The organism is Pandoraea anhela (assembly GCF_902459655.1).
GTDB lineage: Bacteria > Pseudomonadota > Gammaproteobacteria > Burkholderiales > Burkholderiaceae > Pandoraea > Pandoraea anhela.
This window is the reverse complement of the sequence record NZ_CABPSB010000016.1, coordinates 34,123-55,915: the sequence shown is the minus strand read 5'-3', so window position 1 is coordinate 55,915 and position 21,793 is coordinate 34,123. Positions and strand designations below refer to the sequence as shown.

General features: G+C 62.9%; 23 protein-coding genes and 1 pseudogene. 7 read left to right on the top strand and 17 right to left on the bottom strand.

Translation table 11 applies throughout. The annotated features are described in order from the left end of the window. Positions 1 to 252 precede the first annotated feature (252 nt). Positions 253 to 636 carry a nuclear transport factor 2 family protein gene (locus PAN31108_RS19515; RefSeq protein ID WP_150670436.1) on the bottom strand — a complete coding sequence of 128 codons (384 nt, stop codon included), beginning with the start codon at positions 634 to 636 and terminating at the stop codon, positions 253 to 255. Positions 637 to 949: 313 nt separating this feature from the next. Between PAN31108_RS19515 and rpoH the strand changes: the two genes are divergently transcribed. From rpoH to cydX, 5 genes are all read left to right on the top strand, one after another. Beyond that, positions 950 to 1,798 carry an RNA polymerase sigma factor RpoH gene (rpoH, locus tag PAN31108_RS19510; protein ID WP_246184050.1) on the top strand — a complete coding sequence of 283 codons (849 nt, stop codon included), beginning with the start codon at positions 950 to 952 and terminating at the stop codon, positions 1,796 to 1,798. A 513-nt stretch (positions 1,799 to 2,311) separates the two neighbouring features. Further along, the gene (gene cydP, locus PAN31108_RS19505) at positions 2,312 to 2,674 is read left to right on the top strand and encodes a cytochrome oxidase putative small subunit CydP (RefSeq protein WP_150670434.1); all 363 of its coding nucleotides are present in this window, start codon (positions 2,312 to 2,314) and stop codon (positions 2,672 to 2,674) included. Beyond that, entirely contained in the window at positions 2,664 to 4,268 is a 1,605-nt protein-coding gene (locus tag PAN31108_RS19500; protein ID WP_150670433.1) for a cytochrome ubiquinol oxidase subunit I, read from the top strand. The genes cydP and PAN31108_RS19500 overlap by 11 nt, the downstream gene beginning before the upstream one ends. Before the next feature lie 27 nt (positions 4,269 to 4,295). Then, the gene (gene cydB, locus PAN31108_RS19495; RefSeq protein WP_150670505.1) at positions 4,296 to 5,432 is read left to right on the top strand and encodes a cytochrome d ubiquinol oxidase subunit II; all 1,137 of its coding nucleotides are present in this window, start codon (positions 4,296 to 4,298) and stop codon (positions 5,430 to 5,432) included. Positions 5,433 to 5,447: 15 nt separating this feature from the next. After that, the gene (cydX, locus tag PAN31108_RS19490) at positions 5,448 to 5,564 is read left to right on the top strand and encodes a cytochrome bd-I oxidase subunit CydX (RefSeq protein WP_023597792.1); all 117 of its coding nucleotides are present in this window, start codon (positions 5,448 to 5,450) and stop codon (positions 5,562 to 5,564) included. 273 nt (positions 5,565 to 5,837) lie between these two features. Here cydX and PAN31108_RS19485 read toward each other — a convergent pair whose 3' ends face one another. The 5 genes from PAN31108_RS19485 to PAN31108_RS19465 all read right to left on the bottom strand — a co-directional run bounded on the left by PAN31108_RS19485 (position 5,838) and on the right by PAN31108_RS19465 (position 10,240). After that, entirely contained in the window at positions 5,838 to 6,443 is a 606-nt protein-coding gene (locus tag PAN31108_RS19485; protein WP_150670432.1) for an SCO family protein, read from the bottom strand. A gap of 140 nt (positions 6,444 to 6,583) precedes the next feature. Then, a complete protein-coding gene (gene cyoE / locus PAN31108_RS19480) occupies positions 6,584 to 7,489 on the bottom strand; it encodes a heme o synthase (RefSeq protein WP_150670431.1) in 906 nt (301 codons plus the stop codon). Between the two features lie 19 nt (positions 7,490 to 7,508). Then, the gene (locus PAN31108_RS19475) at positions 7,509 to 8,705 is read right to left on the bottom strand and encodes a COX15/CtaA family protein (RefSeq protein WP_150670430.1); all 1,197 of its coding nucleotides are present in this window, start codon (positions 8,703 to 8,705) and stop codon (positions 7,509 to 7,511) included. Between the two features lie 117 nt (positions 8,706 to 8,822). Next, positions 8,823 to 9,467, bottom strand: a complete 645-nt coding sequence (locus PAN31108_RS19470) for an SCO family protein (RefSeq protein ID WP_370819697.1) — start codon at positions 9,465 to 9,467, stop codon at positions 8,823 to 8,825. A 47-nt stretch (positions 9,468 to 9,514) separates the two neighbouring features. Further along, a complete protein-coding gene (locus PAN31108_RS19465; RefSeq protein WP_150670504.1) occupies positions 9,515 to 10,240 on the bottom strand; it encodes an SURF1 family protein in 726 nt (241 codons plus the stop codon). 144 nt (positions 10,241 to 10,384) lie between these two features. Between PAN31108_RS19465 and PAN31108_RS19460 the strand changes: the two genes are divergently transcribed. Then, positions 10,385 to 10,588, top strand: coding sequence for a twin transmembrane helix small protein (locus tag PAN31108_RS19460; RefSeq protein WP_044453748.1), 204 nt, complete (start codon positions 10,385 to 10,387; stop codon positions 10,586 to 10,588). A 311-nt stretch (positions 10,589 to 10,899) separates the two neighbouring features. Here the strand turns inward: PAN31108_RS19460 and PAN31108_RS19455 are convergent, their stop codons facing one another. The 7 genes and pseudogenes from PAN31108_RS19455 to PAN31108_RS19430 form a co-directional block, all read right to left on the bottom strand. Continuing rightward, positions 10,900 to 11,760, bottom strand: coding sequence for a cytochrome c oxidase subunit 3 (locus PAN31108_RS19455; protein WP_150670428.1), 861 nt, complete (start codon positions 11,758 to 11,760; stop codon positions 10,900 to 10,902). Positions 11,761 to 11,799: 39 nt separating this feature from the next. Next, complete coding sequence (locus PAN31108_RS19450; RefSeq protein ID WP_150670427.1) at positions 11,800 to 12,021, bottom strand: DUF2970 domain-containing protein; 222 nt, start codon at positions 12,019 to 12,021, stop codon at positions 11,800 to 11,802. After that, positions 12,014 to 12,631, bottom strand: a complete 618-nt coding sequence (locus PAN31108_RS19445; protein WP_150670426.1) for a cytochrome c oxidase assembly protein — start codon at positions 12,629 to 12,631, stop codon at positions 12,014 to 12,016. The genes PAN31108_RS19450 and PAN31108_RS19445 overlap by 8 nt, the downstream gene beginning before the upstream one ends. Beyond that, the gene (locus tag PAN31108_RS26625) at positions 12,632 to 12,751 is read right to left on the bottom strand and encodes a cytochrome oxidase small assembly protein (protein WP_217426338.1); all 120 of its coding nucleotides are present in this window, start codon (positions 12,749 to 12,751) and stop codon (positions 12,632 to 12,634) included. A 2-nt stretch (positions 12,752 to 12,753) separates the two neighbouring features. Continuing rightward, positions 12,754 to 14,346 carry a cytochrome c oxidase subunit I gene (gene ctaD, locus PAN31108_RS19440; protein ID WP_150670425.1) on the bottom strand — a complete coding sequence of 531 codons (1,593 nt, stop codon included), beginning with the start codon at positions 14,344 to 14,346 and terminating at the stop codon, positions 12,754 to 12,756. 37 nt (positions 14,347 to 14,383) lie between these two features. Then, a pseudogene (coxB, locus tag PAN31108_RS19435) lies at positions 14,384 to 15,607 on the bottom strand (cytochrome c oxidase subunit II); the annotation flags it as partial. A 41-nt stretch (positions 15,608 to 15,648) separates the two neighbouring features. Next, on the bottom strand, positions 15,649 to 16,122 hold the full coding sequence (locus PAN31108_RS19430) for a DUF2244 domain-containing protein (protein ID WP_150670502.1): 474 nt from the start codon (positions 16,120 to 16,122) through the stop codon (positions 15,649 to 15,651). Between the two features lie 612 nt (positions 16,123 to 16,734). Here PAN31108_RS19430 and PAN31108_RS19425 point away from each other — a divergent pair. Next, positions 16,735 to 17,592, top strand: a complete 858-nt coding sequence (locus PAN31108_RS19425; RefSeq protein ID WP_150670424.1) for a helix-turn-helix transcriptional regulator — start codon at positions 16,735 to 16,737, stop codon at positions 17,590 to 17,592. Here PAN31108_RS19425 and PAN31108_RS19420 read toward each other — a convergent pair. The 4 genes from PAN31108_RS19420 to PAN31108_RS19405 are packed head-to-tail and all read right to left on the bottom strand — an operon-like array spanning position 17,543 to position 21,595. Beyond that, positions 17,543 to 18,187 carry a flavin reductase family protein gene (locus PAN31108_RS19420; RefSeq protein ID WP_150670423.1) on the bottom strand — a complete coding sequence of 215 codons (645 nt, stop codon included), beginning with the start codon at positions 18,185 to 18,187 and terminating at the stop codon, positions 17,543 to 17,545. The two genes, PAN31108_RS19425 and PAN31108_RS19420, sit on opposite strands and share 50 nt — an antisense overlap. Positions 18,188 to 18,198: 11 nt before the next feature. Beyond that, positions 18,199 to 19,203, bottom strand: a complete 1,005-nt coding sequence (locus tag PAN31108_RS19415; RefSeq protein ID WP_174995059.1) for an FAD-dependent oxidoreductase — start codon at positions 19,201 to 19,203, stop codon at positions 18,199 to 18,201. Positions 19,204 to 19,247: 44 nt separating this feature from the next. Next, complete coding sequence (locus tag PAN31108_RS19410; protein ID WP_150670421.1) at positions 19,248 to 20,549, bottom strand: threonine synthase; 1,302 nt, start codon at positions 20,547 to 20,549, stop codon at positions 19,248 to 19,250. Then, positions 20,549 to 21,595, bottom strand: a complete 1,047-nt coding sequence (locus PAN31108_RS19405) for an ornithine carbamoyltransferase (protein WP_174995058.1) — start codon at positions 21,593 to 21,595, stop codon at positions 20,549 to 20,551. Before PAN31108_RS19405 ends, PAN31108_RS19410 begins: the two co-directional genes overlap by 1 nt. Positions 21,596 to 21,793 lie beyond the last annotated feature (198 nt).

Below are 21,793 nucleotides of genomic sequence, written 5' to 3'. Positions count from 1 at the left end.
GGTGGAGGTCGATGGGGGTCCACGACGCGCCCACAACACGCCCGCAATACGCCCATAACGTCCCGCTACTCGCTCGATTCTCGGCCTAAATACGACCAAAACCAGGGAATCCCAATTTTCCGGAACATTTCATCCCGAAAGCGATCCAAACTTTCGTTTTGGAGAGGACGCCCGATCAGTCTCGAGCGGACGCCAGGTCGGCATCGCCAACAAAGGTATGCCCCGCACACGCACGGAACAACGCCAGCGGATTCAGTCCGTGGGCGCCGCCCGGGTCGCCTGCCAGGAAATCAGATGCCAGACCCCGGCTTCCAGCACATGCACGGCGGTGTAGACCATCTGAGAATTCAGCGAGCCGGTGGCGGTCTCGAGTTCGACGTCGAGCCTGCCGGTCACGACCACGGTATCGCCGAACTCGCGAAGTTCCTGAGCAGTCACATCGATAGCGGCGTATTTTCGGCGGCCCGAACTGAGGGCATTGAGAAACTCGCCTTTCGACTCGCGTTTGCCGTTCGAATGGACATAGGACAGACCGTCCGCGAGATGCTTTTCGAGCTCGTCGATATTGCCGTCGATCATCGCTTCGAAGCGCGCCGATTCGCGTCGCCGCACCTCGTCAATGTGCTTACCAGCCATGCTGATCCTCCCGTCTTCTCCATCACCAACCGCTCGCGGCTTGGGTTGCAATTTACACCATCCGAGTCACGTTTGCGCCAGTGACTTCTCCCGTTTGACGGAGGGTGCTGGAAAACCCCGAGAAGCCGGAAACTTCCCGCCCGGCAAGGGTTCTAACGTCTTTAGCACTCATTGAAAGAGAGTGCTAAAATGCTTTCCCAGAGGCTAACCAGGAGTCCACCACTTGAGTACTGCCGCCAACAAGCATCCGACGACGCCGGCCACCGGCACGGCGCCGAATTCGCGTGCCCTCGCTCTCGCCCCGTCGGCATTGATGCTGCCGGGCAGTCTGGGCAATATCGACAGCTACATTCAGGCTGTCCATCGCATTCCCATGCTTTCCGCCGAGGAAGAGCAGTCGCTCGCCAAGCGTCTGCGCGAAAACGACGACCTCGAAGCCGCCCGTCAACTGGTGCTCTCGCACCTGCGTCTGGTGGTCTCGATCGCGCGTAACTACCTCGGTTACGGTCTGCCGCACGCGGACCTGATTCAGGAAGGCAATATCGGCCTGATGAAGGCCGTCAAGCGCTTCGACCCGACCCAGGGTGTGCGGCTCGTGTCGTACGCCATGCACTGGATCAAGGCCGAGATTCACGAATACGTGCTGAAGAACTGGCGCACGGTCAAGGTCGCCACGACCAAGGCTCAGCGCAAGCTGTTCTTCAACCTGCGCAGTCAGAAGCAGGGGCTTCAGGCGTTCACGCCGGAAGAAATCGATCAGGTCGCGCGCGATCTGAACGTCAAGCGTGAAGACGTCATCGAGATGGAAACCCGGATGTCGGGCGGCGATATCGCCCTCGAAGGTCACAGCGACGACAGCGACAGCGCAAGCTTCGCCCCCATCGCCTATCTGGCCGACTCCCATCAGGAGCCGACCGCCGTGATCGCCGCACGCGAGCGCGACCATCTGCAAAGCGACGGTTTGCAAACGGCGCTCGGCCGTCTCGACCCGCGCAGCCGCCGCATCATCGAAGCGCGCTGGTTGTCGGTGGCCGACGACGGTAGCGGCGGCGCCACCCTGCACGAGCTGGCAGACGAGTTCGGTGTGTCGGCCGAGCGTATTCGCCAGATCGAAGTCGCGGCAATGAAAAAGATGAAAGGTGCGCTGCAAGCGTACGCCTGATGCAGACGTCACCCCGGATCGGAGCGTGACGACAACGCGGCGCAAGCATTAAGCGCTTGCCGGGCACTCGTCGAACGCTTGCCGACCAATGGCGGGCGAGCGCGACAAATTGCCACACGACACCCCCGATCGACGCCGGTGACATTCACCGGCAGCCAAGCCCCGTGAGACTCACGGGGCTTTTTTATTGCGCATCGAAAGTTCACACATCATCTGCGCCGGACTTGATGCATCGCAAGGTCGTCCGGAAGACCGCTCGATAGAATCGGCTCGTACGTGGCCATGCTACGTGCGAAGGACGGCCCGGGGGCCGTTCGCCGCGCCGGACCCTTGTCTCGAACCCGCTTCTCATCGGCCGTGCTCCACAGCGGCAGATCCGCATCGAACCAGCGTCATCTGCGTGTCATACGCCCCCGTGCGCTGCGGTTTGACATTTTCAAGCGATAAGGCAAAATGCGCCGAAAGTCGACGCGGTTTCCGACACACGACTTTCGACGCCAGGAGCCGTCACGGATGGACACCCACTCTCCTAGCAGTCCGAAGCCTCTCGCCACGACCGCAGCTGCTGCCGCGTCGTCGGGCAACGCGCCGGCCGGCGCGTCGGGCGCCACATCTGCCGCAAAACCCGGATCCGGCGCCCTGGCCTGGGTGCGCAGGCGCTGGCGCACCCGCCCGTCGCGCTTTGCCCTCGAAATCCTGATCGTTCTCGCGATCAAGGTAGTACTCCTGTTCATTCTGAAGCACGCGTTCTTCGACGCCCCGATGGCCAAGCACATGCAGTTGCCACCGGACGTCGTGGCCCGCGCCCTCCTCGGGCCGCAGGCCGTCGAAGCGCAGTCCCCCACCAAAAATCAAGGTGTCCGCCATGATCAGTAGCGAAGTCGTCGACCTCTCGCGCTTGCAGTTCGCCATAACGGCGCTGTATCACTTCCTGTTCGTTCCCCTCACATTGGGCTTGTCGTGGCTGCTCGTCATCATGGAGTCGGTCTATGTGATGACCGGCAAGCAGATCTACAAAGACATGACCCAGTTCTGGGGCAAGCTCTTCCTGATCAACTTCGCGATGGGCGTGACCACCGGTCTTACGCTCGAATTCCAGTTCGGCACGAACTGGGCGTACTACTCGCACTATGTCGGCGACATCTTCGGTGTGCCGCTCGCCATCGAGGGGCTGATGGCGTTCTTCCTCGAAGCGACGTTCGTCGGCCTGTTCTTCTTCGGATGGAACAAGCTCTCTCGCATCGGCCACCTGGCGACGACCTTCGCCGTGGCGCTGGGCTCGAACCTCTCGGCCCTGTGGATTCTCGTAGCGAACGGCTGGATGAACCATCCGATCGGCGCTCACTTCAACTACGAGACCATGCGCATGGAACTCACGAGCATCTGGGAGGTGATCTTCAACCCGGTGGCGCAAGTGAAGTTCGTGCACACGCTGTCGGCCGGTTACGTGACCGCCGCGATGTTCGTGCTCGGCGTCTCCGCGTGGTACCTGCTCAAGCGTCGCGACGTGCCGTTCGCGCTGCGCTCCTTTGCCGTCGCCGCAGGTTTCGGTCTGGCCTCGACCCTCTCCGTCATCGTACTGGGCGACGAATCGGGCTACACCACCGGTGAAGTGCAGAAGGTGAAGCTCGCCGCCATCGAAGCGGAATGGGAGACCGCCAAGCCGCCGGCATCGTTCACGCTGTTCGGCTTCCCGAACCAGAAGGAAGAGCGCACCGACTATGCGGTGAAGATTCCCTGGGCGATGGGTCTGATCGCCACGCGCTCGGTCGACACCCCGGTGGTCGGTCTCACGCAACTGCGCGACGAGCACAAGGACAACATCAAGCGCGGCATGCTGGCATTCGCCGCACTTGAAAAGCTGCGTGGCGGCGATACCTCGCCGGCCGTGCGCGCCGAATTCGACAAGTACAAGGACGATCTCGGCTACGGTCTGCTGCTCAAGAAGTACACGCCGAACGTCGTCGACGCCACGCCTGAACAGATCCACCTGGCGGCCAACGACACGATTCCGCCGGTCGCGCCCGTGTTCTGGTCGTTCCGCATCATGGTCGGCCTCGGCTTCCTGTTCCTGTTCACCTTCCTGTGGGCCTTCTGGCTGTGCGCACGACGTCGCCTGCTCAAACCGCGCTCGGCATGGTTCCTGCGCTGGTGCGTCTGGGCGATTCCGCTGCCGTGGCTCGCTGCGGAGTTCGGCTGGATCGTCGCCGAAGTGGGACGCCAGCCGTGGACCATCGCCGGTATTTTGCCGACGCATCTCTCGACGTCGTCGCTTTCGGCGAGCGACCTGTACATGAGCCTCGCGGGTTTCATCATCTTCTACACCGCGCTGCTCATCATCGAAATGTTCCTGATGGTGAAGTACGTCAAGCTCGGCCCGTCGTCGCTGCACACCGGCCGCTATCACTTCGAGACGGAAGGGTCCGGCGGGTCCGCTATCGTAAGCGACCGCCCGGCGACTTCGGTCTGATCGTCAGGGAGAAACCACATCATGATGATCGATTACACCGTACTCAAGCTGATCTGGTGGGTGCTTATCGGCGTGCTGCTGATCGGCTTCGCCTTCTTCGACGGTTTCGACATGGGCACCGGCACGCTGCTGCCCTTCCTCGGCAAGACGGACGCGGAGCGACGCGTCATCATCAACACCGTCGCCCCGACCTGGGAGGGCAATCAGGTCTGGTTCGTCACCGCCGGCGGCGCCATGTTCGCCGCATGGCCGCTCGTCTATGCGGCCGCGTTCTCCGGCCTGTACTGGGCGCTCCTGCTCGTACTGTTCGCGTTGTTCCTCCGACCGGTCGGTTTCGACTATCGCAACAAGTTGCCCAGCGCACGCTGGCGCACGTCATGGGACTGGGCACTGTTCGTTGGCAGCACGGTGCCGTCGCTGGTGTTCGGCGTCGCCTTCGGCAACTTGCTGCTCGGCCTGCCGTTCTCGTTCGACAACACGCTGCGCTCGACATACACCGGATCGTTCTGGGCGTTGCTCAATCCGTTCGCGCTGCTGTGCGGGCTGGTGAGTCTGCTGATGCTGCTCACGCACGGTGCGGCGCATCTGCGAATGAAAGCCGACCCGATCGTCGCCGCGCGGGCTGGACGCATCATGCGGTTCACCGCGCTCGGCACGCTGCTGCTGTTCCTCCTGGCAGGCGCACTGGTCGCCACCCATGTCGACGGCTTTGCCATCACGCGGATGGGCGCGACCGATTCGCCGGCCAACCCTCTGCTCAAGCAGGTCACGACGGGGCCGGGGCTGTGGCTCACGAACTATGAAACCTATCCCTGGATGATCGCGGCGCCGATCGTGGCCGGCGTGTGCGCGCTGCTCGCGGCGTGGCTCGCCACGAGCCGCGCCTATGTGTGGACGTTCGTCGTCACCGGCCTGATGATGGCCGGCATCATCCTGACCGCCGGCTTCTCGATGTTTCCCTTCGTCATGCCCTCGGCCACTGCGCCGGGCAGCAGTCTGACCGTGTGGGATGCCACGTCGAGCCAGCTTACGCTGCAAATCATGCTGATCGCGGTGATCGTCTTCCTGCCTATCGTCCTGCTCTACACCGGTTGGGTGTATCGCGTGATCCGTGGCCGCGTGACGATCGAGACGGTCAACGACAACCCGCACACGATGTACTGATCAAGGAGTCGCGACATGTGGTACTTCTCTTGGATTCTCGGCCTTGGCCTCGCGCTCGCGTTCGGCATCATCAATGTGATGTGGTTCGAGGCGCACGACGACCTCGAACGTCGCAGTCAGGAAGGCAACTGAGGCGACTGAAGCGACTGAACCGGCGCAGGGGATTCGGGTAGCCCGCAGGACTGCCCGACACCGCACCGGCGCAGACGCCAACGTGCCGCAGCAACGAAAATCGCGCCTCATGGGCGCGATTTTTTATGTCAACGGACAGTCGCTCGACGTCATCTAGACGCCATCCCGACGCCCTCCACGCTACCGGTCAAGCCCGGGCTGCGGCAGCCGGCCGATCAGACCGATCCGATCGAGGCGCTATCCCCCCGCCACTGCGGCAGGACGACGACAGTCTCAGCTCAACAACGTCTTCAGATCCTTCGCCATCGCATCGACCGGTTCGTCCGGACGCATGAACAAACGCAGCTGACCGTTCGGATCGAAGACGTAGATGCCGGCGGTGTGATCGATCGTGTAGTTGTTCGGCGTGGCGCCTTCGACCTTGTTCACGACCACGCGGAACGACTTGGCGACTGCCTTGAGCGCGTCATCGTCCGCCGGACGCAGCCCGACGAAAGCCGGGTTGAACGCCGGCACGTACTGCCCCATCAGCTCCGGCGTGTCGCGTTGCGGATCGACCGTCACGAACAGCACCTGCACGCGTTGTGCGTCATCCGCACCGAGCTTCTGCATGACCTGATTGAGTTCGGCCATCGTGGTCGGGCAAACGTCGGGGCAGTGCGTATAACCGAAGAACATCACAACGGCCTTGCCCTTGTAGTCGGCGAGCGTGCGCGTCTTGCCCTGCGGGTCCTGCAGCGAGAAATCCTGCGCAAACTCCTTGTTGCCGGTGATATCGAGACTCGTGAACGTCGGGCCGTCCTTGCCGCAAGCGGCGAGAAGCACAGCGAGCCCCATGAGCAACATCGCGCGGCGCAACCAGATGACAGCAAGATTCATGAACGAATGACCCCAGAACGTATGGAAAAGACGCCTTCCGAAAAACCAACAGGCGCGCCGGTCAGAAATCCCGTCACGCGCCTGTCGTCGTGATGCAGCCCGCGCGGCTCGCCAGCCGGAGCCCCTGCCGCCGCAAATGCTCAACCGAGCAGATAAATCTGCACGTAATGATCGACCAGCAGCGCGGCGAACAGCAGCGAGAGATAGACGATCGAGTAGCGGAACATGGAACGCGAGAGTTCGTCGGAATATCGACGCCACAGCTTGATCGCGTAGCCGAGGAAAATGCCCGAGAGCACGACCGCAGAGACGAGATACAGATAGCCGCTCATGCGATGCGCGAACGGCAGCAGCGATACGGCGAACAGGACCACGCTGTACAGCAGGATCTGCAACCGCGTGTATTTCTCGCCGTGCGTGATCGGCAACATCGGCAGCCCCGAATTCACGTAGTCCTGACGGCGATACAGTGCGAGCGCCCAGAAATGCGGCGGCGTCCAGACGAAGATGATGAGCACCAGAATCCACGCGTCGGCCGGCACGGCGCCGGTCACTGCGGCCCAGCCCAGCGCCGGCGGCATCGCGCCCGCAGCGCCGCCGATCACGATGTTCTGCGGCGTGGAAGGCTTGAGAATGATGGTGTAGATGAGCGCGTAGCCGACGAACGTGCCCAGGGTAAGCCACATCGTCAACGCATTGGTGAACGTGTAGAGCACCACCATGCCGGCAGCGCCCAAAATCGTCGAGAAGACGATGATCTGCCACGGGGCGATCTCGCCGCGCGCCGAGGGACGCCACGCCGTGCGGCGCATGAGCGCGTCCACGCGTTGCTCGATCAGGCAATTCACGGCAAAGGCGGAACCGGCGAGCAGCCAGATACCGATGGTGCCGCCGATCAGCACCTGCCACGGCACCATGCCGCGCGTGGACAGGAACATGCCGATCACGGCACAGAAGACGGCGAGCTGCGTCACGCGGGGCTTGGTGAGCGCCCAATACTGCGCGATACGGCTAGCCGGCGGATGGGGAAGGGTCGTGCTTTTCATACACTCTGAAGGCAATGCGCTACGCCGGGCCAGACGGCGCAGAAGGAGCGCCGAGCGGTGCGGCGGCCGGCTCCGCGCAGTGAGGCTTCTGGCGGGCCGGAAGGTCTGCCTGATTCATCAGGCCGGACGCAATAGGCGCCGCTTCGATATGGCGGGCGGCGCGAATGCGGTAGTTTAACATGACGAGCAACAGCAGCAGGACCGCCGCCCCGCCGTTATGCGCGATGGCGTTAAGCAACGGCCATTGGAAAACGATGTTCGACAGTCCCGTGGCGAATTGCACGAGCACCAGTATCAATACCAGAATCGAGAGCTTTCTGAGCGCGGCATGACGTCGCAGCACACTCGCCAGCCACGCCAGATACAGCACCACGACCACGGCAAACGTGCGGTGCGCCCAGTGAATCGCCACGAGCGCGTCCATCGGAATCACCTCGCCGCCCGCCGTCTTGCCCAGCTCCCGCCAAAGCTTAAAGCCGTTATGGAAGTCCATCGACGGTATCCACTGACCCTGACACGTTGGGAAGTCGGTACAGGCCAATACAGCGTAGTTGGTGCTCACCCATCCGCCAAGGGCAATCTGGAAGAAGAGCAACGCCAGGCCGATGAGCGCCGCCCACCGCCAGCGCAACGCGCCGGCGTCGGCTGCCACACTCGCCAGCGGCATCTGACGCGACGCCAGCCATGCCAGCGAACCCAGCAAAGTGAGCGCCAACATCAGGTGAATGGAGACGATGACCGGTTGCAGCTTCATCGTCACGGTCCACGCTCCGAACGCGCCTTGCACACACACCAGCACCAGCAGCCACGTCGCGAGCCAGGGCGACTGCTTCAGTTCGCGCCGCTTGACCCAGGCCATCACCATCAACGTGATGATGAGCACGCCGACGGCCATCGCGAAATAGCGATGGATCATCTCGATCCACGCCTTGACGAAGGTCACCGGGCCGGTGGGCAACAGCGTCTGCGCCGCATGGATGTCCGCATGCGCCGCGAACGGCGACGACGTGCCGTAGCACCCGGGCCAGTCGGGACATCCCAGCCCCGAATCCGTCAGGCGCGTGAAGCCGCCGAACATGATCAGGTCGAGTGTGAGAAAGGTCGTCACCCAGGCCAGTTTGCGGTACTTGTTGGCATCGCGGCGCAGCAGCACCCAGCCCAGCGGCAGCACCGCGATACACAGGCCGATGAAGCCCAGTTCCAGAAGGTAAAGCATCGGTATTACGTCAGTTCCGCATCAATTCGTCGTCGTATCCGGCGCGGCCCCGCGCGCGGACTGTCTTATGTCATGGCTCGCATCATCGCCACGATGGCAAGCGCTCACACCTGCCCATCAACCTGTCCCGGACCACTTCAGCAGTCGGGACAGATCGCTTTTGATCCTGCCCGGATCCGCGTGCTTCGGAAACGCCATCATCAGGTTGCCCAGCGGGTCGACCAGGTAGATGTGATCGCGCAGGCCGGTGCCTTCCTGCGTCGGCAGCCACGCAGCGAGGGCGACCGGATCGGCGCGCAGGCGTCGCGTGTCTTCATAGGCGTCGTCGATCTGCTTCGACACGGTTGCGCCGTCCGTTACGAGCCACAGCGTCTCCACCCGCGTACGCTCATTGCCCTGCAACACGCGGATCTGCCGCATGTAAAACAGTTTGCTCACGCAATTCTCGTCACAAGTGGCCGTATCAGCGCTGATCATGAGCCACTTGCCGCGCAGAGACGACAACGGAAGGTCTTCGCCCGTCTCGTCGTCATGCACGACCAGCGCAGGCAGCGGCCGCTGCGGTTCGATCAACTTGCCGTAGGCGGAAGTGCCCCCCTGCGGCTTGAAGACGTAATACATCAGATACGCCGCCACCGCCGGCGCCGCGCATACGGCGAACAGCAACACGAGCATGCGTCGCGCCCGGCGTCGCTGCACCGGGTCGACGGCGGGGGTGCCGGCGCGTCCGGCGCTTGCGTCAGTGCTCATGTCGGTACTCATGTCGGTCCTCGCGTCTGCACTCATCGTTGCCCTGTCTCCCCAAGCCGTCATGCCCGCTTGAAATCGTCGCCGCCACCGGCCAGCCGACGGCCACGCCGATACGCCAGACGCAGCCCCAGCAGCGCCAGCACAAGCGATATGCCGAACCACTGCGCCATATAACCATAGTTGCGATCCGCGCCGTTCGCCGGCGCGGGCCAGTCGCGCAACAGATGATCGCCGGTGTCGTTCGTCTGCATGACGACGAACGGTTGGAGCGGCAGCGACGTCTCGCGAGCGTAGTCCGCCACGTCGAGATTCTGACGAATCGACAGCCCTGCCGCCGATCCGCCATGTCCCAATTCGAAAGCGCGCGACGGATCGGGCGCGGCGATGCCTTCGATGGTGACGTCGCCGGCCGGCGTCGCGTAAGGCATGATCGCCGTGCGGTCGCGCAAATCGCGCGGCAACCAGCCACGATTGACGAGCACGACGTGTTCCGGCGAGACCTGCAGCGCCATCACCACGTAGAAACCGGGCAACTCGTTGCGCGGACGGTTATCCAGATACACCACACGGTTGCGCAAAAAACGCCCTGTCACACGCACGCGACGATGCGACACGTCTGCCAGCCCATACGTCTGCGCACCGAGCGCCACCACCGGCGCGCGCTCGGCATGCTCGATCTGGGCCTGTCGCGCGAGACGCATCTGCGCGCGCTGGTACTGCCACACGCCGAGCGCGGCGGTGAGCATCACGCCGAGCAATATCAGCAGCGCCGGTAGCGGCCGCATGCCGCGCAAGAGGGTTTTCAACACGTATGTTCCTTGTCCGGCTGTCGTTCGATGGCGTACCGCGCTCGCCCGCCACACTGCATTGCAGCGTGCCAGCGCGGGGGCGTTGTCCGATAATGTCGAATTACCGCCATCGGACAGATCATGCGCATCATCGTCGCCATCGCCTTCGTCCTGATTCTCGGCAGTCTGGCGTCCGCATTGTTTTTCATGATGCGGGACAAGGGCCGCTCGAACCGCACCGTGCAATCGCTCGCGGTACGCGTCGGCCTGTCGGTGACGCTGTTCCTGCTCATCCTGTTCGCCAACTGGATGGGCTGGATTCACAGCACGGGCATACGATACTGAGTCCCGCGCCGCGCTCCTGCGGCAAATCGCCGCACCCTGTCCCGGCCATCGTACTTCGCGTCGTCGCGCGTCGGTCGATGCGCCCGGCCGTCACACCATGCCGTAGCGCCCGGATCGTCGCGCGCCGTGCGACATAAGGCCGCATTGCATGGCGACCGCACCGATATCGCAACCCATCCCCTGACCGGCCTCTCCGGCAGACGCTGCCCGCCCATCCTGATCGCCACGCGCCGCAGCAGCCCGTCGTCGTGCAAATGGAAACGCCGCCGGAAACCGGCGGCGTCCCAGAGATCGGTCGGTATCGATCGACGTCAGAGCCAGTAGACCACGACGTACAGCCCGAGCCAGACCACGTCCACGAAGTGCCAGTACCAAGCGGCGCCTTCGAAACCGAAGTGATGGTCCGGCGTGAAATGGCCCTTCATCAGACGAATCAGCATCACGCAGAGCATGATCGCGCCCAACATCACGTGGAACCCGTGGAAGCCCGTGAGCAGGAAGAACGTCGAGCCGTACACACCCGAGGTCAGCTTCAGGTTCAGTTCGGAGTAGGCGTGGTGGTACTCGTACGCCTGGAAGCCGAGGAAGACGAAGCCGAGCACGACGGTCGCGAACAGCCAGAAGATCGCACTGCCGCGATGGTTGGCGCGCAGTGCGTGGTGCGAGATCGTGAGCGTGACGCCCGAGGTCAGCAGCAGCGCCGTGTTGAGCGTGGGGATCGGCCAGGGGCCCATCGTCTCGAACGCATCCACGACGCCTGCCGGGCCGGTATTCGGCCACACCGCGGTGAAGTCGGGCCACAGCAGCTTGTTATCGAGATCGCCGAGCCACGGCATGGCCAGCGTGCGTGCGTAAAACAACGCCCCGAAGAAGGCCGCGAAGAACATCACCTCGGAGAAGATGAACCAGCTCATGCCCCAACGGTAGGAGACGTCGATGCGTCGGCCGTACAGGCCGCTCTCCGACTCCGCGATGGAATCGCCGAACCAGGCGCGCAGCACCCACAGCACCCACAGCAGGCCGGCCAGCGACGTCCACGGCGCCCACGATTGTCCGTTGACCCACGCGGCGGCCGAACCGAGCACCACCAGCAGACCGACGCTGCAACTCACCGGATGGCGCGATGGCGCCGGCACGAAGTAGTAAGGCGCCGTTTGGTGTTGACCACTCATTCTTATCTCTCCAGGCTTGGTTCTCTTTGTCTATGCCACTCACGTCGCGAGCCGAATGGCGAGCTTCGCCAAAAACACCAGCGCCACGACAAACAGGATGCCTCCGATCAGTCCCGCGACGATCAGATGCACCGGGTTGAGCCGTGCCATGTCGCGATCGTGATCGCGCCCCTTGCGCACGCCGAAAAACGACCAGAACACCGCACCGATGGTCTGGACGAACGACAGCTTGCGCTGGGTCGCCTCCTTCAGGTCATCCATTGCCGCCCTTGCCTCCTCCTGCCGCTCCTGCGCTCACCTCGCCAACCTGCGAACCCGTCGGGGCGTCCGCGCGCTGATTGGCGTCGTTCTTGCCGAGATCGAAAAAAGTATAGGACAGCGTGATCGTATTCACATCCTTGGGCAGCTTCGTGTCCACCACGAATACCACCGGAAACGCCTTGGCCTCGCCGGCCCTGAGCGTTTGCTGCGTGAAGCAAAAACACTCGATCTTCTTGAAGTAGCTCGCCGCCTGGGCCGGGGCGTAGCTCGGAATCGCCTGCGCACGCACTTCATGCGGCTGTTGATTCGCCACTTCGTACTCGATGGTCGCGATCTGCCCGGGGTGCACTGTCAGACTGCTCTTCGCCGGCTTGAAGCGCAGCGGTCCCTGCGCGTTGGCGTCGAACTCGACCGTGATCGTGCGGCTCTCGTCGACCTGCGAATTGCGCGCGCTGATTTCGGTCGTGCGATCGCCCAGCTGGTTGATGCCCACCAGATCGCAGAACGCGCGGTAAAACGGCACCATCGCGTAGCCGAAGCCGAACATCACCGCGACCAGCAGCAGCAACTTGCTGAAGGTGCGCGCGTTGATGCGTCGCAGGCCGCCCATTCAGATACCGCCCAGAAGCTTGGTCTTGATCATCACACCGACGAAGAACACCAGCACCACCGAGCCGAGAATCAGCCCGGTGCGCAGGTTCCTCGCACGCTGTTCAGGACTGAGTGCCATGATCAATGCACCTTCGGCGGCGTCTCGAACGTGTGGAACGGCGCCGGGCTCGGCACGGTCCACTCAAGCCCTTCCGCCCCGTCCCATGGCTTGGCTTGCGCCGCCGTGCCGCCGCGCCACGCCGGCAGCGCCACCCAGAACAGGAAGTACACCTGCATCAGACCGAAACCGAACGCGCCGATGGTCGCCAACTGGTTGAAATCGGTGAACTGCGCCGGGTAGTCCGCATAGCGACGCGGCATGCCGGCCAGCCCCAGGAAGTGCATCGGGAAGAACGTCACGTTGAACGTGATGAGCGAGCCCCAGAAGTGGAATTTGCCGCGCCACTCGTTGTACATGTGGCCTGTCCACTTCGGTACCCAGTAATAGAACCCGGAGAACAACGCGAAGAGTGACCCGGCCACCAGCACGTAATGGAAGTGCGCTACCACGTAGTACGTGCCGTGCATCTGAATGTCGAGCGGCGCAAGCGAGAGCATCAGGCCCGTGAAGCCGCCCATCGTGAACACGAAGAGGAAGCCGACGGCGAAGAGCATCGGCGTCTCGAACGTGAGCGCCCCCTTCCACATCGTGGCGACCCAGTTGAAGACCTTCACGCCCGTGGGCACGGAGATCAGCATCGTCGCGTACATGAAGAACAGCTGGCCCGTAACCGGCATCCCAGTCACGAACATATGGTGCGCCCACACCATGAACGACAGAATCGCGATCGACGCCGTGGCGTACACCATCGAGCTATAGCCGAACAGCGGTTTGCGCGAGAACGCCGGGATCACCTGCGACACAATCCCGAACGCCGGCAGAATCATGATGTACACCTCCGGGTGTCCGAAGAACCAGAAGATGTGCTGGTACATGACCGGGTCGCCGCCGCCTGCGGCGTTGAAGAACGACGTACCGAAGTGACGATCGGTCAGCAGCATCGTGATCGCACCGGCGAGCACCGGCATCACGGCGATGAGCAGGTAGGCCGTGATCAGCCACGTCCACACGAACATCGGCATCTTCATGAGCGTCATGCCCGGCGCGCGCATGTTCAGAATCGTCACGATGATGTTGATCGCGCCCATGATCGACGATGCGCCGAGAATGTGCGCGCCGAAGATTGCCAGATCCTGGCCCGGGCCCATCTGCACCGAGAGCGGCGCGTACATCGTCCAGCCGGCTGCCGTGGCGCCGCCCGGCACGAGGAACGACGAGATCAGCAGCAGACCGCCGACCGGCAGCAGCCAGAAGCTTAAGTTGTTCATGCGCGCGAACGCCATGTCCGACGCGCCGATCTGCAACGGGATCATCCAGTTCGCGAAGCCCACGAACGCCGGCATGATCGCGCCGAAAATCATCACCAGCCCGTGCATCGTGGTGAGCTGATTGAAGAACTCCGGACGAATGAACTGCAAGCCCGGTTCGAACAATTCCGCACGGATCATCAGCGCCATCACACCGCCCGAGAGCAGCATGACGAACGAGAAGATCATGTACATCGTGCCGATGTCCTTGTGATTCGTCGCGAACAGCCAGCGACGCCATCCGTGCGGATGGTCGTGCGCGTGATCGTCGTGACCCGCCACGTGATCGTGAGCGATGGAACTCATACCCAATCTCCTTGCTTCGAACTGGTCGAACGACTTAACTGTTCTTCGCGGCGTCCGCCGCGGCGCCGGCCGCATTGGCCGATTTGTTGCCGCGCGCGTCACGCACCTGCGCCGGCTGCACCACGTCGCCGGTCTTGTTGCTCCACGAGTTGCGCTCGTAGGTGATGACGGCCGCAAGCTCCACATCGTTCAGATGCGACCAGTTCGGCATCGCATTCTTGCCGTGCAGCACGATACCGATGTGCTCTGCCACCGGGCCGGTCACGATCTTGCCGCCGTCGAGCGCCGGGAACGCGCCGCCGCCCTTGCCGTTCGGCTGATGGCATACCGCGCAATTCGAGGCATAGACCTTCTGGCCGCGCTCCATCAGTTCCTGCGCGGTGTACGTCTTGTTCGGATCGTCGGCCGACGCCGCCATGGCTTTCTTCTGCGTATCGACCCACTTGTTGTAGTCGTCTTCCGAAACCACCTTCACGACGACCGGCATGAACGCGTGTTCCTTGCCGCACAGCTCGGTACAGAAGCCGCGATATTCGCCGACCTTCTCGGCCTTGAACCATGTGTCGCGCACGAAGCCCGGAATGGCGTCCTGCTTGATACCGAACGCCGGCACGTAGAACGAGTGGATGACGTCGTTGGCCGTGGTGATCAGACGCACCTTCTTGTTGATCGGCACGACCATCGGGTTGTCGACTTCCTGAAGATACGTGTTGCTCTTCGGTTCCTTGCCGTCGATCTGGCTGCGCGGCGTGGTAAGCGTGGAGAGGAACTTGATCCCTTCGCCTTCACCCTTCAGATAGTCGTAGCCCCACTTCCACTGATAGCCGGTCACCTTGATGGTGATATCGGCGTTGGTCGTGTCTTTCATCGCGACGACGGTCTTTGTGGCGGGCAGCGCCATCAGAATCACGATGATGAACGGCACGACCGTCCAGATCACCTCGACCGTAGTGCTTTCGTGGAAATTCGCAGGCTGATGGCCTTTGGATTTGCGGTGCTTGATGATCGAGTAGAACATCACGCCGAACACCGCGATGAAGATCACCAGACAGATGATCAGCATCATGGTGTGAAGGCTGTGAAGCTCTTCCGCGAGTTTCGTGACCGGCGGCTGGAAGTTGAGTTCGTTGACGGCCGGTCCCCCCGGCATATCCGTGACCGCCGCCAGTGCCGGAGCGCCGGCGAGCAGTGAGGCGCCCGCAAGGAAAGCCGCCAAGGCGTGTTTCGTTTTTTTCATAGCTTCCTTACCCAAAATTACCATCCAAATCCTCCCTGGCGGTCGCCCGAGATCGTCTCCATCTCTCAGGCCTGTTGGGCAAGACAACGGCGCAGCTCGCGCGCAAACGTTTCGCGGCGATGCGGCGCAAGATAGGCACCGACGGTGACCGAGCGGCTACCCGAGCGCAAGACGATGCGCGTACGCGGCGGCTTCTCGATGTCGATGCGCACCCAGCGGGGATTGAACTCGAACTGCGTCAACCTCTGTGCTGAACGTTGCTCGACCACAAGGCTCACGGGCGACAACCGAATGACCTCGTAATCTGTGGCATGCCGGGCATGAATGACGAACGCAACGCCCACCACGAGCAAGTCCAGGCCTGTGAACGGCAAGACCAACCACCCACCGCGCCACGCCGCAATCAAGGCAACACCCAATGAAACGGCGGCCAACGACAGGTAGAACAGGACAAACTGGCGCGGCGATATCGCGCAGTTGCGCTTGTGCGTCCATTCCTTCGTCACCGATTCGGCATCGGAAGAAGAGGCTGCGAGCATCGCCGTCACCCGTGGGGCATTTTGGGTCTTTCATGTCCGACGGCCGGGAACTTGCTGCGTCCGGGCCGCGACAAACTGCCGCATTATAGAACGCGCATTCTCCAAGCGACAACATTGATACCGAGTATTTGGCGCGCCATAGCATCCTCCTGAACCCATTGATGCAAAAGGGAAATCCGGTAATTCCCCTAGCGAAAAATCCTAGCGGCCGGGCGACTACGGGATACTCCCTATGCGTCGCCGGTTTGACACATTGCAACACGACGGGACTCGTTGCGGTGTCCTGAATACCCTGATCGACAAGACGCGCGATCGATGCTTCGCATCGTTTCACGACACCGGATGCATGACACTTTGCACTGACTGCTTGCGATTCGCTTCGCTGCAATGCGGGATTCGTCCGATATCCATCAACAGTAGTCGGTGCAGCGAAATTCGCATGCGACGTTATGTCGCGCCCTGCCTCACGGCGTCACGACTACGCCGTGGTCACGCTGTCGTCGTTCTCAGACGACGCAAGACGATGCCTGACGCACCGCCACAGCAACAGGCGATGCGCGCAGCCATGAGACGCATGCTACAAGCGAAACATGTTCCCTACATCGTCATGCCATGCGAGCTACGCGTCGTTTTCCTCTCCGCTCGTTTGCCGACGGCCTGAGCGCATTGTCTTGCGCCACCGAATTCGACACGCTGCGCGCGCTGCTGTTGTCGCTGTGCGGCGCGCTGCGGCAGCGCTACTTCTGCTACCGCGGGCAATTCCCGTTGCCCGACGGCACGGTGGCGACGCCCCGTCTCGACAATCTGCCGCAGGCGTGGCAAGCGCGCTACGACGCGCAGGGATTCGAGGCAATCGATCCGACACTCGCGCTCGCCGCACGCCAACTCACGCCGGTGGAATGGAAAGCCGGCTTGTACACATCGCCCGACACCCGGCGGCTACTGGAAGAACAACGCAGGGCGGGACTGCGCTTCGGCGTGACATACCCGGTCTACACGCCCTCCGGCGCATCGGGCACGTTGAGCCTGTCGTCGCCCTGGCGACCGCCATCGCCGTGCCTTTCCCGAACACGTCATCCGCACGACACGGCGCATGCGTGTGCACATACATGGATGCAGCATGCGGGGGGCGTGCTGGCGACGCACGTGCACGAGGCCGTGTGGCGCATCGTGCAACGCGACGCGGCGCGTCGCCGTGCCCCGGTGCTCACGCCGCGCGAGCGCGAGTGCCTGAGGTGGGTGGCCCGGGGAAAAACCTCATGGGAGATCGGACGCATTCTCACCATCTCCGAACACGGCGTCGTCTTTCATCTGCGCAGCGTCATGCGCAAATTCGACGTATCGAGCCGGCATCGCGCGGCGAAACTGGCCAGCGACTACGGATTGCTCGACGACGTCACGTTGCTGGCACCCTCCCCGTCTACTTGCGTGCCGCCAGATCGGCAAGCGTCTTATAGCGTGTCAACGTGAACGTGTCACTCGCAGCGTTCACGAACATACCGCCGCCGAGGCGCCCGACCGGACTGAGCGCATGCAGGTCGACGTGACAGCTAACCGGGTCGAGCAAGGTGTCGTCGACATGCGCGGCGAGGACTGTGCCGAGGACGACCCATCCGCCGCCCGGCGCCGCACTGATCTCGATAATGTCGCGCACCCGGCATTCGTACGCGACGGCCGCCTCCTTCACGCGCGGCGGCCGCACACGCGACGAGGGCACCGGTGTCACACCGGTGAGGTCGAACTCCGATTCGCCCGCGGGCAATGGTGCGGCGGACAAGTTGACGGCGTCGATACACCCGCTGCCGGCCACGTTCACCACAAACTCCGGTACGGCTTCGATGTTATGCAGCGTATCCTTCTTGCGCTTCGGTGGTGGGGGCACGACAGGGCAGAAAAGCACCGTCATCGGTACGCAGCACACGCCCATGAAGTAGGCATACGGCGCGAGATTCGACCGCCCTTGCGCGTCCACGGTGCTCACCCATGCAATCGGACGCGGCAGGATCGTGCTCATCATGAAGTTGTAGATGCTTGCTTCGTCGAGCGTCGACGGATCCAGTTCCATCGGGTCTCCTTTTACGGTTGCGCGGCATCGCTGTCGATCGATCGTCGTGGGGCCCCGGCAGATGTGAGACCCGCCAGACGCACAATGTCGTTCGCACAGCCCCAGGACAGGGTGAAACCTCCCCCACCGTGGCCATAGTTGTGAAACAGTCGCGGGTGTTCGCTGTCGCGCGCCACACGAGGCGCACGACGCATGGGACGAAATCCGACACGCGCGTCGATCACCCGCAATGCCGCGACGCCTTCGCACAGTCGCGCGCAGCGACGCACGATATCGTCGATCTGATGCGCACCGATCACCGTCGAGGTCAGCGCCGGATCGGCCGTCCCCCCCAGCACGATGTCGTCGTCCCGCTCCACGATGTATGTGGGCGCGTGAGGGTCGGAGTCGTCGATGAAGCAGCCACGCACGGCATCGTCGCGGGCGGCGCGCAGCACGATGGCACGCGACAGCGACAAATGGTCGTCGCCGAATTGCCGGCTGCCGTAGCCGCAACAATTCACCACGATATCCGCCTTGTCGAGTAACGACGTCATCGAATCGACGCGACGCTGGACGTATTGCCCGCCGAGTTCGAGAAACATGTTCATCAAATATCGCAGGTAAGCCCCCGTGTCGGCGACAGGCACGTCCATCCGATAAGCGCAGGCAAAACGGGCCGGCACCTCGGTTTCCGGCAGACGCTTGAGACGACTCGCGCATTCGGCCCACCATGGCGCACCGGCATCGCGTCGAAAGTACTCGGTCAGCGACCGCATCAGCACACCAGATGTGGCATCGGTGGACAACCGACACATCGTTGCGTAGGTTTGCCGCGCCCGCGCCAGATAAACGAAGTCGGGCGCTTGATAAAACGGATGCCAGATCGCTGCCGCCAGCGCCGACGTCGTTTGCGAAGGTCCTTCGGCCGCGTGAATCGTGACGCGGCAACCGGCGAGGGACAATGCGACGGCCGTGGTCAAACCGCTGACGCCGGCGCCCACGACGATGACGTGCTCCCCCTGCGTCACGGGCATCGCGTGCCTCTTATGACGCATTGGACTCATTGGACTCATTTGACTCATGTGCGCCTCCCCACGTCGTTCGCTTTGCGAGCGTCGGGAGTTCGACGAGACGCGACCGTCGCGCCCCTGTCTACCGGTCGCGCGGCGACACCGACACCGTCGAAGCACTGCGGTGATTTCAGCCCACTGCCCGTGCCAAGCAGCACGACACGAGCCCCGGCCTCGATGCGGCCGGTCGCCTGGCACGCTTGCAACGCCGCATATCCTGCTGCCGTCGATGGCTCGAACCATAGGCCGAAGCGCTGCGCGAGCGTGCACGATGCCTCGACGATCTGCGCGTCGTCCAGCGCAACGCACACGCCTCTCGTTACCCGTAATGCGTGCAGCGCTGCGAAGTGGTCTCGCGGACGGCTGACCGAAAGGCTGTCCGCCAAGGTGTTCGGCGTGACGGCCGTCGGCGACTCCGGAAATGCGTGCGTCTCATCGTTCTCCCGCCAATCGCGCGAGATGCTGTTCGAACCCGTGGCTTGCGCGGCCAGCAATCGCGGAACCGCCGAGGTGATCCCCAACGCGAAAAGATCGATAAAACCCGCCGCAATGCCCGACAGGATATTGCCGTCCCCCGTCGGCACGACCACCCAATCCGGCACACGCCAGTCGAACGCTTCCGCAATCTCGAACGCGCACGTTTTCTTTCCCTCTCGCGTAAACGGATTGAATCCGGTGTTTCGGCAGCAGATGTGCGCGTCGTCCGCCATTCGCTCCGCAATGTCGAAGGCGTCATCGTAGGTCCCGTCGACCTCAACAAGCCTGGCGCCATAAGCGCGAATCTGCGCCAGTTTGACGTGCGGTGTCTCGACCGGCACGACCACCGTAGCGGGCATGCCCTGTGACGCTGCAACGCACGCGAGCGACGCCCCGGCATTGCCGGTGGACGCGGTCACCGCATGCGTACACCCGGCGCGCTTCGCCACCGCGAGCACCAGTTCGGTGGCGCGGTCCTTGAGCGATCCGCTCGGGTTGCGCGAGTCGTCCTTGACCCAGAGCCTCACGCCGCCGGCGCGACCCACCTCGCCGACATCACCGATCCTGCCGCAATCGATCATCGGGGTTCCGCCAACGTGCAGCGGGCTGGCCCACTTCGCCTCGACCGGCAAGAGGGGCGCGTATCGCCACATCCCGTGTATGCCGCTCCCCCGAAACGCATCGACGATGGCTGCGGCGGAAGGCGAGTCCGCATCCGCTTTGCGTTGGACACGCAAGTTCTGCCCACAGACTTCGCAGCGATAGCGAATCGTCCCCCAAGCCTGCGGCGTGGCGCACCGCACACAGGCATACCGGTAGGAAAATGTGGGCATCACGCCAGACACCCCGGATTGAGCAAGTGCGCCATCACGGCGTTTTGTGCATGGAGACGATTCGCGGCTTGCGCAAAGACCCACGACGACGGCCCCTCCACCACCGCATCGGAAACCTCCTGCCCGCGATCGACGGGCAAGCAATGGAGATACCCGGCATTCGGTACGGCAAGACGCATCAGGTCGGCATCGATACACCAGTCCCGATGCCGTTCGAACGCATCGCGCATTGCCGTTTCGTCGACCGTCTCCCCACGATGCCGGGGCAGATGATCGAGACTGCACCACGACTTGGCATAGACGGCGTGCGCATCGGCAACGCCGTCGCGCAAATCGTGCGTCACCCGAAGGCTCGCGCCTGTCTGTTCGGCAAACTGCGCCGCCGCCGACATCACCTGAGGGTCGAGTGCGAATGACGACGGGTGCGCGAGCGTCACATCCATCCCGGTTTTGACTGCGGCTAACAACAAGCTCTGCGGCACCGCCACCGGTTTATGCCAGCTTCCCGAATAGGCCCAACTGATGCATAGCCGCCGCCCTGTCAGCACGCCGAGTTGTTCGCGCAACGTCATCACGTCGGCCAGCGCCTGACATGGATGAAAGCGGTCGCACTCCATGTTGATGACCGGCACGCGACTCGATTCGGCGAAGGCTTCGAGATGCCGATGCGCCGCGCCGTATACCCATCCGGCCGGCTCGCCATACATGCGAATCGCCAGCGCATCGCCGTATGACGAGAGCACGCGCGCCACGTCGGCCACCCGTTCCGTCGTGTAGGGAATTTCCGCATCGGGCAGTGCCGGGGTGTAAATACCGGCATGCGGATCGAGCACGATGGCATTTCCGCCCAATCGGGCCAACCCCGTCTGGAAACTGCTGCGCGTGCGCAGCGACGCATTGTAAAAAATGAAGTAGATCGTCTTGTCCCGAAGCGCGCCTTCGGTGTGCAACGGATATCGACGCTTGAACGACAATGCGGCACCGAGTAACGCCCGATAGTCCGGCGCGCTCATCGTCAAATCGGGGGCCAGCCAGTGACTGATCACACATCCCTCCTGATCACGTTCATCGATAAGCGTGCGATGACGGCGAGTCTGCCGCATGGCGTCGCTTTCTGCGGTGCGTTATCGGTAGCGACTTCGAGCACTTCATTGGTCGCTTCGTCGGTCCGGCGCTCCTGCAATGACACACGAGCGTCGCGCGGGGTCGGCGACCGACATCGCCCGCGCTCAAGGGGGTCGCCA

What these genes read in the sequence shown, in the direction of transcription:
- PAN31108_RS19430 (WP_150670502.1), bottom strand. Translation starts at nt 16,122, where the DNA reads ATGCTCGCAGCCTCTTCTTCCGATGCCGAATCGGTGACGAAGGAATGG.
- cydP (WP_150670434.1), top strand. Translation starts at nt 2,312, where the DNA reads ATGGACACCCACTCTCCTAGCAGTCCGAAGCCTCTCGCCACGACCGCA.
- PAN31108_RS26625 (WP_217426338.1), bottom strand. Translation starts at nt 12,751, where the DNA reads ATGGCACTCAGTCCTGAACAGCGTGCGAGGAACCTGCGCACCGGGCTG.
- PAN31108_RS19450 (WP_150670427.1), bottom strand. Translation starts at nt 12,021, where the DNA reads ATGGATGACCTGAAGGAGGCGACCCAGCGCAAGCTGTCGTTCGTCCAG.
- PAN31108_RS19500 (WP_150670433.1), top strand. Translation starts at nt 2,664, where the DNA reads ATGATCAGTAGCGAAGTCGTCGACCTCTCGCGCTTGCAGTTCGCCATA.
- PAN31108_RS19485 (WP_150670432.1), bottom strand. Translation starts at nt 6,443, where the DNA reads ATGAATCTTGCTGTCATCTGGTTGCGCCGCGCGATGTTGCTCATGGGG.
- PAN31108_RS19455 (WP_150670428.1), bottom strand. Translation starts at nt 11,760, where the DNA reads ATGAGTGGTCAACACCAAACGGCGCCTTACTACTTCGTGCCGGCGCCA.
- PAN31108_RS19460 (WP_044453748.1), top strand. Translation starts at nt 10,385, where the DNA reads ATGCGCATCATCGTCGCCATCGCCTTCGTCCTGATTCTCGGCAGTCTG.
- PAN31108_RS19410 (WP_150670421.1), bottom strand. Translation starts at nt 20,549, where the DNA reads ATGCCCACATTTTCCTACCGGTATGCCTGTGTGCGGTGCGCCACGCCG.
- PAN31108_RS19470 (WP_370819697.1), bottom strand. Translation starts at nt 9,467, where the DNA reads ATGAGTACCGACATGAGCACTGACGCAAGCGCCGGACGCGCCGGCACC.
- cyoE (WP_150670431.1), bottom strand. Translation starts at nt 7,489, where the DNA reads ATGAAAAGCACGACCCTTCCCCATCCGCCGGCTAGCCGTATCGCGCAG.
- cydX (WP_023597792.1), top strand. Translation starts at nt 5,448, where the DNA reads ATGTGGTACTTCTCTTGGATTCTCGGCCTTGGCCTCGCGCTCGCGTTC.
- PAN31108_RS19475 (WP_150670430.1), bottom strand. Translation starts at nt 8,705, where the DNA reads ATGCTTTACCTTCTGGAACTGGGCTTCATCGGCCTGTGTATCGCGGTG.
- PAN31108_RS19415 (WP_174995059.1), bottom strand. Translation starts at nt 19,203, where the DNA reads ATGCCCGTGACGCAGGGGGAGCACGTCATCGTCGTGGGCGCCGGCGTC.
- PAN31108_RS19465 (WP_150670504.1), bottom strand. Translation starts at nt 10,240, where the DNA reads ATGCGGCCGCTACCGGCGCTGCTGATATTGCTCGGCGTGATGCTCACC.
- PAN31108_RS19425 (WP_150670424.1), top strand. Translation starts at nt 16,735, where the DNA reads ATGCGAGCTACGCGTCGTTTTCCTCTCCGCTCGTTTGCCGACGGCCTG.
- ctaD (WP_150670425.1), bottom strand. Translation starts at nt 14,346, where the DNA reads ATGAGTTCCATCGCTCACGATCACGTGGCGGGTCACGACGATCACGCG.
- rpoH (WP_246184050.1), top strand. Translation starts at nt 950, where the DNA reads ATGCTGCCGGGCAGTCTGGGCAATATCGACAGCTACATTCAGGCTGTC.
- PAN31108_RS19515 (WP_150670436.1), bottom strand. Translation starts at nt 636, where the DNA reads ATGGCTGGTAAGCACATTGACGAGGTGCGGCGACGCGAATCGGCGCGC.
- PAN31108_RS19445 (WP_150670426.1), bottom strand. Translation starts at nt 12,631, where the DNA reads ATGGGCGGCCTGCGACGCATCAACGCGCGCACCTTCAGCAAGTTGCTG.
- PAN31108_RS19420 (WP_150670423.1), bottom strand. Translation starts at nt 18,187, where the DNA reads ATGGAACTGGATCCGTCGACGCTCGACGAAGCAAGCATCTACAACTTC.